Here is a 16,008-nt window from a genome sequence, read left to right as displayed (position 1 = left end):
TAATAGGAAGGAGTTGATTCTGATGATCAATCGAGTAATTCTAGTTGGTCGTTTAACAAGAGACCCTGAACTACGCTATACCCCAAACGGAGTAGCCGTTGCTACTTTTTCGTTGGCTGTGAATCGTACATTTTCTAACCAACAGGGTGAGCGTGAAGCCGACTTTATTAATTGCGTAGTTTGGAGAAAACAAGCAGAAAATGTCGCAAACTTTTTGAAAAAAGGAAGTCTTGCCGGTGTTGATGGCAGAATTCAAACACGTAATTATGAGGGACAAGATGGGAAACGCGTATACGTTACTGAAGTTGTAGCGGAAAGTGTCCAATTTCTTGAACCAAAAGGTAGCAGTTCAGGTGGTAGAGGCGATTACGCTTCTGCTTTTGGTGGAGCTCCACAAGCAGCGCCATTCGGAAATGACCATCAGAATCAACCACAGAGTCCAAATCGAAATAACCAAGGCTACACTCGTCTAGATGAAGACCCTTTTGCCAACGACGGTAAAATCGATATTTCTGACGATGATTTGCCATTCTAAAATATATGTTACGGAATAAAAAAATGAGTAAAGGAGTGAAATCACTATGGCAATGGGTGGACGCAGAGGCGGACGTGCAAAACGTCGTAAAGTTTGCTACTTCACAGCAAACGGAATTACTCACATCGATTACAAAGAAGTTGATTTACTTAAAAAGTTCATTTCTGAGCGTGGTAAAATCCTACCTCGTCGTGTAACTGGTACAAGTGCTAAATATCAACGTAAATTAACGTCTGCGATTAAACGCGCACGACAAATGGCATTACTTCCATACGTATCTGGTGAGTAATCCTAAAGGGACATCATTCTACATGGTGTCCTTTTTTTATTGATTATTTGTTTTTGAAGTAAGATTAATGTCTAGCTCCAGCTCCTACCATTTCGAGGTCATAAGGTTTTTCTGAGGGCTTCAGCCCTAAAGGATTGTTCAATCAGACTCTGTATGACAAGTTGACTAGTGGCTGCTCCCCGGGCACAGTCACCGATACATTTCGTTCATTCTGCAAGAAAATAAAGGGCAATATTCATGCCGGATATCGTCCTGTGTTTGGCTGTACCGGCATAAGTGCAACTACTCCTAATCTCCGCCTAAAGGCTTGCCGGTCGGAGAATTTTCTTTATCGGGGTGAGCAAAGCGCTTGCGCTTTTCTTGGTCTATATAGTTGAACCTCGAAACGTTGGTCGTTAAAATATAAGTACAGAATAAATTTTAGAAGGAGTGTAAAATTGAGAAATGTACATAGACTGACTGAAGGTGCAATCATACTTGCTATTTTTGTTATCCTTTTGTTAATCACCATTTACGTACCGATCCTTGGGACTGTCGTTAACTTTTTTCTTGCTTTACCCTTTATGATGTTTGCGGCCAAAAATAATCGGAAAGATGCTGCGGTTTTTCTTATTGCATCCCTCCTCTTATCTTTACTAGTTGGTACATTATTGGCTATTCCGTTAACGCTCGCCTATGGATTAACGGGAATTGTGATTGGTGATTTTATACGTAATGGAAAATCAAGAAATGCTGCACTTATAGCAGGGTCCCTAACATTCCTTCTTAATCTTGTTCTTCAATATGTCATTTCAATTTTATTTTTTAACCTGAATTTTATTGAAGAAAGCATTCTATTATTAAGGGAAAGCATTGATCAATCGATTTCTATGATTACTCGTTTCGGGCAAGAACCTAATGAAGCAATGGTCCAACAACTATATTCTTCTATTGATTTAATTGGAACACTCATTCCTACATTGTTTGTGTTGTTCTCGTTCCTCATTGTTATCATTATTCAGCTTGTTTCATATCCAATCTTAAAGAGGTTTGGTCTGAAGGTAGCTTTGGGCAGCCCTTTTAGAAGTCTTAAATTGCCAAGAAGTATTCTTTATTATTTTCTTATTGCCTTTTTGGCAAGTTGGATCATTCAACCAGAACCAGGTAGCTATTTTCATTTAGCTTTATCAAACATCTCATATATATTACAATTATTAATAATTGTACAAGGATTATCTTTCATCTGGTTCATTTCTTATCATAAAAAGTGGTCAAAGGCAGTACCGGTATTAGCTACCGTCACTCTATTCCTCATGCCAATGGCACTTTATATTATTTGGATTTTAGGTATAATTGACCTAGGTCTAGATTTAAGGAAAAATTTGATTCATTAGTATAACACTACTGTTTGGGAGCTGAAATTATGCCGTTTAACTTAAATAAGAAACCTATTTATTCCTTTTTATATGGATTAATAGGGATAACAGTGGTGCTTCTTGGGCTATTAGCCTTCTATAATTGGATATTGAGTGTAGTTGGGGCTGTTTTAGTTGCAATCCCTTTCACGTTTATCTTTATACTTGATCAAAAAGAAAAAAAAGAAATTGAAGATTATATTGCGACTTTGTCCTATCGAGTAAAGAAGGTTGGAGAAGAGGCATTAATGGAAATGCCGATCGGGATCATTTTAATTAATGATGATTATTATATTGAATGGGCCAACCCGTTTATCGCCTCTTGTTTTTCGGAGGATAAATTGATTGGAAGGTCGTTATATGATGTTGCAGAATCACTTGTCCCGTTAATTAAACAAGAAGTGGATACTGAAGTTATTTCCTTACATGAACGAAAGTTTCGTGTGATCCATAAGCGTGAAGAAAAACTTCTCTATTTTCTAGATATCACGGAGCAATCTGAAATCGAAACGCGTTATGAAGAGGAAAAGACTGTTATAGCTCTTATTTTTCTAGATAATTATGATGACGTGACTCAAGGAATTGACGATGCTACGAGAAGTAGTTTAAACAATTCGGTTGCCACAATTCTAAATAAATGGGCACAAGAATATGGCATCTTCTTAAAACGTATATCGTCTGATCGGTCTGTAGCTGTGTTTAGTGAAAGGATCCTTCAAGAGCTGGAAAAAGGGAAATTTACGATATTAGATGAGGTCCGCGAAACGACGGCTAAACAGAACATTGCTCTAACGTTAAGTATTGGGGTAGGTTCAGGGGTAACCTCACTTCCAGAGTTAGGGGCACTGGCTCAATCAAGTCTTGACCTTGCTTTAGGTAGAGGCGGGGATCAAGTAGCCATTAAGCAAGCAAATGGGAAGGTTAAGTTCTTTGGTGGAAAAAGTAATCCCGTTGAAAAACGGACTAGAGTTCGTGCTAGAGTAATTTCCCATGCATTAAAGGAATTAGTGATTGAAAGCGAAAAGGTATTTATTATGGGGCATAAAAGCCCTGATATGGATGCAATTGGCGCTTCCATTGGGATATTGAAGGTTGCTCAGGCAAATAACCGTGAAGGCTATATTGTCATTGATTCCAATGATATTGATACGGGTGTAAGAAGGTTAATGGACGAAATTCGTAAAAATGAAACCTTATTTTCACGATTCGTGACGCCAGAGCAGGCCATGGAAATTGCCACAGATGATTCACTACTCGTTATTGTTGACACTCATAAACCATCAATGGTAATAGAAGAAAAGTTACTTTCCAAATTGGATCATGTAGTGGTGATTGACCATCACCGACGCGGGGAAGAGTTTATTAAGCAGCCTTTATTGGTTTATATGGAACCATATGCTTCATCAACATCAGAACTGGTTACAGAGCTGTTAGAATATCAACCGAAGCAAGGTAAAATTGAGATGCTAGAGGCAACAGCCCTTTTGGCTGGTATTATCGTCGATACAAAAAGTTTTACTCTTAGAACTGGTTCTAGAACCTTTGATGCCGCCTCCTATCTCAGGGCACATGGGGCTGACACGGTTTTAGTACAAAGGTTCTTAAAAGAAGATATACAAACGTATATTCAACGAGCGAAATTAATTGAAAATGTTACAATGATTCAAGAAGGTATTGCGATTGCAAAGGGAAGCAACGAGGATATTTATCATCAAGTCCTCATTGCCCAGGCTGCTGATACATTATTATCAATGAATGGAATTAAGGCCTCCTTCGTTATTTCAAAGCGGTCTGAAGATGTAATTGGGATTAGCGCTCGTTCATTAGGTGAGATTAATGTCCAACTTATCATGGAAGCCCTTGGTGGAGGCGGACATTTAACAAATGCGGCAACACAATTAACAGGGGTTCCCGTTGAGGAGGCCGAAAGACAACTAAAATTGGCCATCGATGAATATATTGAAGGGAGAAAGCAAGCATGAAAGTAATTTTTCTAAAAGATGTAAAAGGTAAAGGTAAAAAAGGTGAAGTGAAAAATGTAGCCGATGGCTATGCACATAACTTTTTAATTAAACAAGGGTTAGCGGTAGAGGCGAACCCGTCGAATGTCAGCTCATTAAATGCCCAAAAGAAGAAAGAAGAAAAACTTGCGGCTGAGGAACTAGCTGAAGCGAAGGAATTAAAGGCAAAACTAGATGAAATTACAGTGGAGTTAACTGCTAAATCTGGTGAAGGTGGTCGTTTGTTTGGCTCCATTACGAGTAAACAAATTGCCGAGGAATTGCAAAAGAAGCATTCAATTAAGATTGATAAACGTAAAATTGAACTGCATGATGCTATTCGTACACTAGGATATACAAAAGTACCTGTTAAACTTTATCCAGATGTAACAGCTACTCTAAATGTTCATGTTAAAGAGGCGTAAAGTACCGTTCCTTTATTTGACAGTCCTTTTTTAACTTAAACATGTTATGATAGTCAGGTAAGTAGATGTGATCGGATGTTTCTCCGGTCACATCTACAATAGAATTCAATTCAATTAAAAATGATTATTAGTTCCCTCTTTCACTTTTTGTTAAGCCCAAATCACATTCATCTTTTGTGATCAGTGTTTAGTAGTCGAAAAAGGGTTTTTTATTTTGAGATAATAATTTAATTATAGTGTTATAGTTTTGGAGATATATTTAGGTTTTAATAGATTGATATTCATATCATTATATTTTATATCTATATATCGTACTCTTAAAGTCTGAAGATGCTTTTCTAGCAAATTATAAGTATATTGAAGTTAGAAGATGTCTAGCTTCCGCGCTTAGATCCTAGTGGATTTACCGCCTCTACGAAAGTGTCAACACCGATTTGAACTAACGTGCTTATCGTGTTTCCTTTTATCTCAAAGGGAGAGCATCGTCTAAAAGCCGGCACATCCTGTCAAGCAAGGCATGAACAAGTTCTTTCGGGATGAAGCCTAAGGATCCTATCGCGAACGTCGATGTATGCATATTCTGTGAAAGGCAGTCCATACGGAGTAGAGCAAGGCGCTTATGCTTTTTGAATAAGGGGGTTCATTTAGTGAGTGAAATTAGAGCAGATCATTTACCACCACAAAATTTAGAAGCTGAGCAGGCTGTATTAGGGGCGATTTTTCTAGAACCCTCATCTCTTACTACAGCATCTGAAATTTTGGCTCCAGACGATTTTTATCGTGGAGCCCACCAGCGTATATTTGAAGCGATGTTAAAGCTGAATGATAAAGGTGAGGCAGTCGATTTAATTACGGTTACCGAAGAATTATCTTCAGCCAATATTCTAGAGGATATCGGTGGTATAGGTTATTTAACAGAACTAGCGGGTTCTGTTCCAACAGCATCTAACATTGAATATTATGCAAAAATTGTAGAAGAAAAGTCGATTCTCCGACGCTTAATTCGAACAGCGACGAATATTGTTCAGGACGGATATACTCATGAGTCTGAAGTTGAGGCCTTATTAAGTGAAGCAGAAAAAAGTATTTTAGAAGTTTCACAAAAAAAGAAATCTGGATCCTTCCATCATATCAAGGATGTACTTGTACGGACTTATGATAATATTGAAACCTTACACAGTCGTGTAGGTGATGTTACAGGGATTGCAACAGGATTCGCTGAACTTGACAAAATTACAGCTGGTTTCCAACGCAATGATTTGATTATTGTAGGTGCCCGTCCATCGATGGGGAAAACAGCCTTTGCCTTAAATATCGCTCAAAATGTGGCAACGAAGACTGGTGAAAATGTAGCCATCTTTAGTTTAGAGATGGGTGCAGAACAACTGGTTATGCGTATGCTGTGTTCAGAGGGAAATATTGATGCTCAAAGACTACGTACAGGTTCTTTAACGGATGAGGATTGGGGAAAACTCATTATGGCGATGGGAAGTCTATCAAATGCTGGAATTTTCATCGATGATACACCAGGAGTGAAAATTCAAGACATTCAAGCTAAATGTCGTCGTCTTAAGCAAGAACAAGGTGGTCTTGGAATGATCATGATTGACTATTTACAACTTATCCTCGGTAGCGGAAAAAATCCTGATAACCGTCAACAAGAGGTATCAGAGATTTCTCGTTCTTTAAAAGGACTTGCTCGTGAATTGCAAGTACCTGTTATAGCACTTTCCCAGCTATCTCGTGGTGTTGAGCAGCGTCAGGACAAACGCCCGATGATGTCTGATATTCGTGAATCAGGAAGTATTGAGCAGGATGCCGATGTTATCGCCTTTTTATACCGTGATGACTATTATGATAAAGAATCGGAGAATAAGAATATCATTGAAATCATCATCGCGAAACAGCGTAACGGTCCTACTGGTACCGTATCCCTTGCCTTTGTGAAAGAGTATAATAAATTCGTCAACCTTGAGCGGCGGTTTGACGACTCCTCGCTCCCGCCAGGAGCATAGAATTAGACTGGGTGACAGGCGCCATTTACATGATGGAAGGCGCCTGTCACCCCTTTTCCGTATGAAAAACATTTTTTTAACATAAATGTTCGTGTTTAGTTGCTTTTACCTCCATTGTTTTGATACACTTTTAGTTGTTAGAAAGCTAAAAAAATTGAACAAGAATTCTTGGAGGTGCTTTTCGTGTCATCAGTTGTAGTTGTTGGAACTCAATGGGGAGATGAAGGAAAAGGGAAAATTACCGACTTTCTCTCTGAAAATGCAGAAGTAATCGCACGTTATCAAGGTGGAAATAATGCAGGGCATACGATTAAATTTAATGGTGAAACCTACAAGCTTCACTTAATTCCTTCAGGCATTTTTTACAAGGATAAGATTAGTGTCATTGGAAATGGCATGGTGGTTGATCCGAAGGCATTAGTTCAAGAATTAGCTTATTTACATGATAAAGGAGTAACAACAGACAATCTTCGTATTAGTAATCGTGCGCATGTGATTTTGCCTTATCATATCCGTCTTGATGAAGTAGAAGAAGATCGTAAAGGGACAAATAAGATAGGTACGACGAAAAAGGGAATTGGACCTGCTTATATGGATAAGGCAGCTCGGATTGGAATTCGAATCGCTGATCTTTTAGATCATGAAGTGTTTCAAGAAAAGTTGACCCAAAATTTAAAAGAAAAGAATCGAATGTTAGAAAAGTTTTACGAAACGGAAGGCTTTAAACTAGAAGATATTTTAGAAGAATATTATGAGTATGGACAACAGATTAAGAAATATGTATGTGATACTTCTGTTGTGTTAAATGATGCATTAGATGAGGGGCGCCGCGTACTTTTTGAAGGGGCACAAGGGGTTATGTTAGACATTGACCAAGGTACCTATCCATTTGTTACCTCATCTAACCCTGTTGCTGGTGGTGTTACAATTGGTTCTGGCGTAGGTCCATCAAAAATCAAGCATGTTGTTGGGGTATGTAAAGCCTATACCACTCGTGTTGGGGATGGACCATTTCCTACTGAGTTAAATAATGAAGTTGGGAATCAAATTCGGGAAGTAGGTCGTGAGTATGGAACCACAACAGGACGACCACGTCGTGTCGGTTGGTTCGATAGTGTCGTCGTACGTCATGCGCGTCGTGTTAGTGGTTTGACAGATCTATCTTTAAACTCAATCGATGTTTTATCTGGAATTAAAACATTAAAGATCTGTGTAGCTTATCGCTACAAAGGTGAAGTGATCGAAGAGTTCCCGGCAAGCTTAAAAGTATTATCAGAATGTGAACCAGTCTATGAAGAACTACCAGGCTGGCAAGAGGACATTACGGGCTGTCGCTCACTAGATGAACTGCCAGTAAACGCTCGCCATTATGTAGAACGTGTATCACAGCTTACTGGAATTCCATTAACGACTTTTTCTGTAGGTCCCGATCGTACACAAACCAACGTTATTCGCAGTCCTTGGCGTCAAAACTAAATGTTAATTTTAAAAAAAGAGAGGTCCTCTCTCTTTTTTTAGTTTTTTTCAGAAAAAGTATTGTCAGTTCCTACTTTTCTATGTTAGTATAGAAAACGTCCTGTTAATTAAGATGAGCCATTAGCTCAGTTGGTAGAGAAACGAATCGTCCCATAGGGGATTCGTTTTGCGACAAAAGCCTGAAGCTTTTGAAGCACAAGACCACAATCAAGCTTTAGGGGCAAAAATTTAATTACGAGCCATTAGCTCAGTTGGTAGAGCATCTGACTTTTAATCAGAGGGTCGCAGGTTCGAATCCTGCATGGCTCACCATTTTTCATTGGCCCGTTGGTCAAGCGGTTAAGACACCGCCCTTTCACGGCGGTAACACGGGTTCGAATCCCGTACGGGTCATCTAAAAAGCGAAAGCGCCTTACAACATTTGAGGGGATAGGCGCTGTCGCTAGGTCATATAAACGGTCCGGTAGTTCAGTTGGTTAGAATGCCTGCCTGTCACGCAGGAGGTCGCGGGTTCGAGTCCCGTCCGGACCGCCATTTTCTTTTATAATCTTAATGAAATCTTATATAAATATGTAATGAAAGCTGGTTAGTAGTTCAAAATAGAAACTGCTAATTGGCTTTTTTGTTTTTACAGAGAATCTTTCTCCTTATTCTAGTTCAATATAGCTATAACGATAGTAGCAATTCCATCCAACTCTCTTAAATAGATGAAGAGAACGGGAAAAAGTGTTAAAGTAAAATAGATATCGTCTATTCATTAAAGAAACTATCTAATAAATATGTTCCTATGTAGATGAAATGGAAAGGAATGTCTGTCTATATGAATAAAAAAATACTTGTTGTAGATGATGAAAAGCCAATTGCAGATATATTACAATTTAACCTTAAAAAAGAGGGCTATGAAGTAGAATGTGCTTATGATGGCAATCAGGCTCTTGAAATGGTCGAGGACATTAAACCAGACTTAATTCTATTAGACATCATGCTTCCACAAAAAGATGGCATGGAGGTATGTAGAGAAGTTCGGAAAAAATACGAAATGCCAATCATTATGCTAACTGCTAAAGACTCCGAAATTGATAAAGTTCTCGGTCTAGAACTAGGAGCAGATGATTATATTACGAAACCTTTTAGTACAAGAGAATTAATTGCTCGAGTAAAAGCTAATTTAAGAAGACATACTCAAGTAGCAACTGCACAAGAGGAAGAAGACAATAATGAAATCGTTATTGGTTCTCTCACAATCCACCCAGATGCTTACATTATTTCTAAGCGTGGAGAAACCATTGAATTAACTCATCGTGAATTTGAATTGCTTCACTATTTGGCTAAACATATAGGTCAGGTGATGACTCGTGAGCATCTATTACAAACGGTATGGGGATATGACTATTTTGGTGATGTTCGTACGGTCGACGTAACGGTAAGACGCTTAAGGGAAAAAATTGAAGATAACCCAAGTCACCCACTTTGGATCGTAACAAGAAGAGGAGTTGGCTATTACTTAAGAAATCCTGAGCAGGAGTAATTTCACATGAAGAACGTAAAGATTTTTCAATCGATGCACTCAAAAACGGTGCTCATTTTCATGTTATTAGTTCTTCTAGTCATGCAGATTATTGGCGTCTATTTTGTAAGGCAATTAGAAACGACACTGAAGGACAACTTTAAAACTTCGATACAAGATAAGGTAAACCTACTCTCTTATTATATTGAGGAGCAATTAACAAAGGAAAGATCAGAGGATAGTCCATCATTAGAGGCGGAATTAAGGAGCCTATTGCAAGGAGAATATCCAACAGAAGATATTCTTGAGGTTAAGGTCATTGATGGACAAGGTCAATCATTGAAAATACTAGGGATCTCTGATACAAATAACCAACATCTTGTTGGACAAAAGTATACAGACACGAGAATTAGAAGAGTGATTGCAACAGGTCAACCAGATAATCAAGAATTCATTGATAATGATAATGGCAATCGTATTTGGGTCTTGTCAACGCCGATTACAAAGGACGGACAAGTAATAGCGGCCATTGATTTTGTCACAAATATAGAAAGTGTTTATAAGCAAATGCGTGATATTAACCAAATATTTGTTACAGGTACAATTATCGCTTTATTTGTGACGATTATGGTAGGGATCCTCCTTGCTAATGCCATTACCAAACCGATAAAAGATATGAGAAAACAGGCCCTTGCTTTATCAAGGGGCAACTATTCTCGAAAGGTTAAAATTTATGGCAATGATGAAATTGGCCAATTAGCGTATACCTTTAATAATTTGACGAAAAAACTTCAAGAAGCTCAATCGACGACGGAAAGCGAAAGAAGAAAACTATCATCTGTCCTCTCATATATGACAGATGGAGTGATTGCTACTGACCGTAGAGGAAGAGTCATTTTAATCAACGATATAGCAGCAAAGATGCTAGATGTTTCACGTGAAACGATACTGGCAACTCCGATTGTAGAACTGCTAGATTTAGAAAATGATTATACCTTTGAGGAATTAATTTCTGAAACGAACCATATTCTTCTTGATTATAGTACCCAATCAACCCCGTATATTTTACGGGCTAATTTTTCTGTCATTCAAAGGGAAACAGGATTTGTAAATGGTCTTATTGCTGTTTTACATGATGTAACTGAGCAGGAAAAGATCGATATGGAACGTAGAGAATTTGTAGCGAATGTTTCGCATGAATTAAGAACCCCTTTAACAACAATGAGAAGCTATTTGGAAGCGTTAAGTGACGGTGCTTGGAAGGATGAAGAGATTGCTCCTAACTTTTTAGAGGTCACTCAGACTGAAACAGAGCGGATGATTCGTTTAGTTAATGATCTATTAAAGCTATCTAAACTAGATAGTAAGGATTACAAATTATCTAAAGAGTGGGTTGACTTAACAGTTTTCTACAATAAAATTATTGACCGCTTTGAAATGACAAAGGAACAGAATGTTATTTTTGAAAGAAAGCTACCTGATAAGGCCATTCTGCTTGAAATTGATCCAGACAAAATCACACAGGTGTTGGATAATATTATTTCAAACGCCTTAAAGTACTCACCAAAGGGTGGGAAAGTTACATTTAGAATAAAAGAACAAGAAGATGAAGTGATTCTTAGTGTGACGGATCAAGGAATGGGGATTCCAAAAGGAAACGTTGAAAAGATTTTTGGACGCTTTTATCGCGTTGATAAGGCGAGGACGAGGAAACTTGGAGGAACAGGACTAGGTCTTGCAATTGCAAAGGAAATGGTTGAGGCGCATAATGGGCGAATTTGGGCGAGAAGCATTGAAGGAAAAGGGACAACCATTTTCTTTAGTCTGCCATATGAAAGGTATGAGGGGGATGAGTGGAATTGACATATGAAAAAGGAAAATCCATCATCTTAACCGGCCTTGTTGTGTTAAGTAGCATTTTAACGTGGAATCTATGGACTTACCAGCCAAATGTCGAGGAGTTTGAAAAAAAATCCACGATTAAAGAAGTAATGCTAAGTTCCCCAAAGGAGATTAAGGAAATTGTTAAAATAGACCAAGTCCTTTTTACAATGGATGAGAAATATTACGGAACTGTATCAAGTGAGAAAATTAATTTGGTGATGAATGAGATTAGCAATTTGGAATTTAATGCTTTTACTCGTATCCCTCCCCATCAGGTTAATCCGAATGCAATAACAAGACAACATGATTCAGTTCTCATTCAATATCCAAGTGATATATCTACCAAATTATTTTCAACCATTTATAAACTAACCGGGGAATTTCCTGCATTTCATTTCAACCAAATTTTAATAGACTTTGAACATTCTCACGGGCAAGATGGAGTCGTTTATTTTATTTCTCAGGAAAATGATGAGATTTATTCATCTAATGTATCATTAAGTTCAATCCATTATTTCGAGAATGCCTTACTAAATGAAGTGAAAGACTACGCTCAATATTTCCCTTTAACTTTAGAAACAGGGAAAACTATCTATTTGCCAGAGGGTGAAACAGAACTCGTCTTTAATCAATATTTAATTAAAAATAATGTTGATGCAGACCAGTTAAAAAATGCCTTATTTAGCGACCCTAGTCTTGTACAAAAGAGTATTATTTCGAATGTCGAAGAGTATACCGATGGTCAAAATCTATTGAGGGAAGATAATGACAATCATATGATTATGTACATTAATCCTTCAGAGGATGAAAACAATGATACTCCTAATGATAATAACTTAATCCAGAAAAGTATTGATTTCGTAAATGACCATGGGGGTTGGACAGACCAATATCGGTATTTTGAATTGAATAAAGAGCGGGACACTGTTCATTTTCGCATGTATGGTCCTGACGGGTATCCTGTTTTTAGTGAAAATAGTAGGATCTCTACACTTGAGGTAGGATGGATTTCATCGGAAGTAAGCCGTTATAATCGCAATAATTTCTCCCTTGGGCAATTGGCAATCAATCAAATAAAGAAATTAGATTCTGGTCGTGTTGCTTTAGAAAAAATTAAGGCTCAAGAAGCATTTAATCCAGAGAAATTACAAGATATAAAAATCGGTTACAAAATAAATTTGAACGCTCAAACTCGATTGGTGTCTTTAGAACCTAGTTGGTTCTACCTTTATGAGGATAAATGGGTGCCTCTTGCCGAGAGTGAGATCGGAGGGGATGAAGTTGGACTGGAGTAAAATTAAGAACATATTCATTTTTACTTTTCTCATTCTTGACTTGTACTTGATTTATGAGCTTATGGGTGTGCACCAATTAAGTAAATATGATGTGAAGGCTGAAACGGAATCTTCCATAGAAATGAGATTAAAAGCGGATGGAATTGAGTACGTAAGCTTGCCCAAAAATTTTACACAGGATTATTATTTAAAGGCAAAACCTAAGACGTTTTCGACTGAGGATACTCAAGAAGCCATTCTCTCTAATCAACATGTAACCCTTCAGAATAATGGAACTATGCTTGAATCGATGCTAAAAGAACCCATTAAAATAACAGAAAAATTTGGAGTCAATGAGTTAAACCAGTATATAAAAGAAAATGTTTTATACGGGTCTCAGTATCAATTTTGGAAAAGAAGTAGTGACGGGTCGGTCATTACCTATACACAGCAATATCAAACGAAAAAGTTATTTGAAAATGATTATTCAAAGCTCACCTTTTATGTAAATGGTGAAGATGAAATTTATTCTTATACTCAAACCTACCTTGAAGAAATTAAGGAACTCTCAAATGCAAATGCAGAAAAAATCATACAGCCGATCAAGGCTATTGAAATTTTATTTTTAAAAGGGGATCTGCCACCAAAAAGTAAAATAACGAATGTGGAGTTAGGCTATTATACACTTGTTCCGAATCTATCTGATACAAGGCAGGTATTAAATCCAGCCTGGAGCTTTGAGGTAGAAGGAAAAGGAAGATTGTATGTAAATGCCTTTGAAGGTGAGATTGTTAAAGAATTAGATCAAAACATACAGAAAAAAGCAATGGAGTGAGGAGAAATGGCGTTAAATTTCAGTGTCCTCGCGAGCGGGAGTACGGGGAATGCTATCTATGTGGAAAACGAGGAACATTCTTTTTTAGTTGACGCCGGTTTAAGTGGAAAGGCTATGGAAGGTCTGTTTCAACAAATTGGACGTAACATCAAGGACCTTTCAGGGATTTTTGTAACCCATGAACATAGTGATCATATAAAAGGAGTCGGAATCCTTGCACGGAAATATCATTTGCCCATTTATGCGAATGAAAAAACGTGGAAGGCAATGGACCCGCTTATTGGAGAAGTACCAACGGAACAAAAGTTTATTTTTAATATGGAAACGGTCAAAAGTTTTGGCTCTGTTGATATTGAATCATTTGGAGTTTCCCATGATGCGGCTGAGCCGATGTTTTATGTTTTTCATCATGAGGAGAAAAAAATTGTTCTTATTACCGATACGGGTTATGTAAGTGACCGAATGAAGGGCACGATTTCAAATGCCGATATTTATGTGTTTGAAAGTAACCATGACGTAAGCATGCTGCGAATGGGCAAATATCCTTGGAATATTAAACGTAGAATTTTAAGTGATGTTGGACATGTATCGAATGAAGATGCAGCGCTTGCTATGAGTGATGTAATTGGGGACCAAACAAAACGAATATATTTAGCTCACTTAAGTATGGATAATAATATGAAGGATTTAGCAAGAATGTCCGTAACACAAACGTTAAAGAGTCAAGGGATTATCGTCGGTGAACAGTTTTCCCTTTATGATACAGATCCAAAGAATCCAACCCCTTTGACTGCGGTCTAAGGGGGTTTTTATTTAATTTTTTTGAAGTTGACGAGTATAATAATAATTATAAAGGTAAAATAAGACATAGTGAATTAAGGGAGAAAGGATGGATGTCAACTTGGGTTTTTATGATCAGCAAGAAGACGAATATCGTTATAGACCTCAGAAAGGGAAAAAGAGGAATTATTTTCTCATTAGTTTAGCAGGTGCTATTATAGGGGGCTTGCTTGTCATTTTAACTCTGCCCGCCCTTTCAAATTCTGGACTCCTTCCCTATTCGATCCAACCTACGAACGGGGTTAAAATTGAACAAGGTAATACCGGGAATAATGGGGTTACACAAAATGTATCGCTTGAAGTGGAAACGGGCATTACAGAGGCAGTTGAAAAGGCAGGAGATGCTGTTGTTGGAATCACCAACCTCCAATCCTCCAGTTTTTGGCTAGATCAAGGAGCAAACCAAGAAGCTGGAACAGGCTCTGGTGTGATTTATAAAAAGGCAGGAGATAAAGCGTACATAGTGACCAATAACCATGTTATTGAAGGGGCAGATCAACTGGAAGTGACATTGGCTGACGGAACAAAGATCCCAGCTCGTTTAGTTGGAACAGACCCTTGGACAGATTTGGCGGTTATTGAAGTGGATGGAGCCTCTATAAAAACAGTTGCGGAATTTGGAGACTCGGATACATTAAAAGCAGGTGAACCCGTAATTGCCATTGGAAATCCATTAGGTTTAGGTTTCTCAGGCTCTGTTACAAGTGGAATTGTTTCAGGTTTAGAGAGAACCATTCCAGTTGATTTGAATGGTGATGGTGTTGAAGATTGGCAAGTAGAAGTACTTCAAACCGATGCCGCTATCAATCCTGGTAATAGTGGAGGTGCTTTAATTAATATTGCTGGGCAGGTTATTGGGATTAACTCGATGAAGATTGCCCAAGAAGCAGTTGAAGGAATTGGGCTTTCCATTCCCATTAACTCAGCGATTCCAATTATAGAAGATCTTGAGCAATTTGGAGAAGTAAAAAGACCAACAATGGGGATTACACTTCGGAATTTAAATGAAATTTCCTCCTATCACCAACATCAAACCTTATTACTACCTGATGATGTAAAGGCAGGGATTATTATTGAAAGTGTTCTACGAAATTCCCCGGCTGACCGTGCAGGTTTACAGGAGTTAGATGTGATTGTCGAAATGGATGGAGAAAAGATTACGGATGTCATTTCATTGCGAAAGCATCTATATAATGAAAAACAAATTGGAGATAAGATGACGGTGAAGTTTTATCGTGATGGAAAATTACAAGATGCTGAATTAACGTTAACCGGTGAAACTTACTAAATGTGGATAAGTAAAGGAGAGCAGTAGATGCTCTCCTTTTTTTGGGTGTTATGGTAAAATAGCGAGGATATCCACATGTTGATAAGTCTTTAAATGATGTCGATAATGATAAGATACTTTTGAGATGTTAAAAAGGCATTTTTTTATACAAATGTTGATTTATCAAGGTTTTTAGAGTAAGAAATGAGACAATTTTCAGATACTAACAACCGTAAAAATCATGTCGAATTAAGGCGCATATCTTGT

General features: G+C 37.8%; 13 protein-coding genes and 3 tRNA genes. All 16 read left to right on the top strand.

Features of this window, described 5'->3' with window-relative positions; translation table 11 throughout:
• Positions 1 to 22: 22 nt before the first annotated feature.
• Positions 23 to 535, top strand: coding sequence for a single-stranded DNA-binding protein (ssb, locus tag Q5760_RS25435; protein WP_428910270.1), 513 nt, complete (start codon positions 23 to 25; stop codon positions 533 to 535).
• Positions 536 to 587: 52 nt separating this feature from the next.
• Positions 588 to 824 (top strand): 30S ribosomal protein S18, encoded by a 237-nt coding sequence (gene rpsR / locus Q5760_RS25430; protein ID WP_428912694.1) that lies wholly within the window; start codon positions 588 to 590, stop codon positions 822 to 824.
• Positions 825 to 1,261: 437 nt separating this feature from the next.
• Positions 1,262 to 2,197, top strand: a complete 936-nt coding sequence (locus tag Q5760_RS25425; RefSeq protein WP_428910269.1) for a YybS family protein — start codon at positions 1,262 to 1,264, stop codon at positions 2,195 to 2,197.
• Positions 2,198 to 2,226: 29 nt separating this feature from the next.
• On the top strand, positions 2,227 to 4,200 hold the full coding sequence (locus tag Q5760_RS25420) for a DHH family phosphoesterase (RefSeq protein WP_428910268.1): 1,974 nt from the start codon (positions 2,227 to 2,229) through the stop codon (positions 4,198 to 4,200).
• Positions 4,197 to 4,643: a 50S ribosomal protein L9 gene (gene rplI, locus Q5760_RS25415; RefSeq protein ID WP_428910267.1), complete on the top strand. Its 447-nt coding sequence runs from the start codon at positions 4,197 to 4,199 to the stop codon at positions 4,641 to 4,643. The genes Q5760_RS25420 and rplI overlap by 4 nt, the downstream gene beginning before the upstream one ends.
• Positions 4,644 to 5,290: 647 nt before the next feature.
• Positions 5,291 to 6,658 carry a replicative DNA helicase gene (gene dnaB, locus Q5760_RS25410; RefSeq protein ID WP_428910266.1) on the top strand — a complete coding sequence of 456 codons (1,368 nt, stop codon included), beginning with the start codon at positions 5,291 to 5,293 and terminating at the stop codon, positions 6,656 to 6,658.
• A gap of 183 nt (positions 6,659 to 6,841) precedes the next feature.
• Positions 6,842 to 8,134, top strand: a complete 1,293-nt coding sequence (locus Q5760_RS25405) for an adenylosuccinate synthase (protein ID WP_428910265.1) — start codon at positions 6,842 to 6,844, stop codon at positions 8,132 to 8,134.
• Between the two features lie 236 nt (positions 8,135 to 8,370).
• Positions 8,371 to 8,446: transfer RNA gene (locus Q5760_RS25400), tRNA-Lys, on the top strand.
• Positions 8,447 to 8,455: 9 nt separating this feature from the next.
• A tRNA-Glu gene (locus Q5760_RS25395) sits at positions 8,456 to 8,527 on the top strand.
• A 64-nt stretch (positions 8,528 to 8,591) separates the two neighbouring features.
• A tRNA-Asp gene (locus Q5760_RS25390) sits at positions 8,592 to 8,668 on the top strand.
• 286 nt (positions 8,669 to 8,954) lie between these two features.
• Positions 8,955 to 9,662, top strand: a complete 708-nt coding sequence (gene yycF / locus Q5760_RS25385; protein ID WP_428912693.1) for a response regulator YycF — start codon at positions 8,955 to 8,957, stop codon at positions 9,660 to 9,662.
• Positions 9,663 to 9,668: 6 nt separating this feature from the next.
• Positions 9,669 to 11,504 (top strand): cell wall metabolism sensor histidine kinase WalK, encoded by a 1,836-nt coding sequence (gene walK, locus Q5760_RS25380; RefSeq protein ID WP_428910264.1) that lies wholly within the window; start codon positions 9,669 to 9,671, stop codon positions 11,502 to 11,504.
• Complete coding sequence (locus tag Q5760_RS25375) at positions 11,501 to 12,820, top strand: YycH family regulatory protein (protein ID WP_428910263.1); 1,320 nt, start codon at positions 11,501 to 11,503, stop codon at positions 12,818 to 12,820. The genes walK and Q5760_RS25375 overlap by 4 nt, the downstream gene beginning before the upstream one ends.
• Positions 12,807 to 13,634 (top strand): two-component system regulatory protein YycI, encoded by an 828-nt coding sequence (locus Q5760_RS25370; protein ID WP_428910262.1) that lies wholly within the window; start codon positions 12,807 to 12,809, stop codon positions 13,632 to 13,634. Before Q5760_RS25375 ends, Q5760_RS25370 begins: the two co-directional genes overlap by 14 nt.
• Positions 13,635 to 13,640: 6 nt before the next feature.
• Complete coding sequence (locus Q5760_RS25365; RefSeq protein WP_428910261.1) at positions 13,641 to 14,435, top strand: MBL fold metallo-hydrolase; 795 nt, start codon at positions 13,641 to 13,643, stop codon at positions 14,433 to 14,435.
• Between the two features lie 100 nt (positions 14,436 to 14,535).
• The gene (locus tag Q5760_RS25360; protein WP_428912692.1) at positions 14,536 to 15,762 is read left to right on the top strand and encodes a S1C family serine protease; all 1,227 of its coding nucleotides are present in this window, start codon (positions 14,536 to 14,538) and stop codon (positions 15,760 to 15,762) included.
• The last annotated feature ends 246 nt before the right edge of the window (positions 15,763 to 16,008 follow it).

Source organism: Niallia sp. Kr1, from assembly GCF_050389805.1.
Classification (GTDB): Bacteria; Bacillota; Bacilli; order Bacillales; family Cytobacillaceae; genus Bacillus_BD.
Note: the sequence above shows the minus strand (reverse complement) of the source record. Positions and strands in the feature narration are given on the sequence as shown.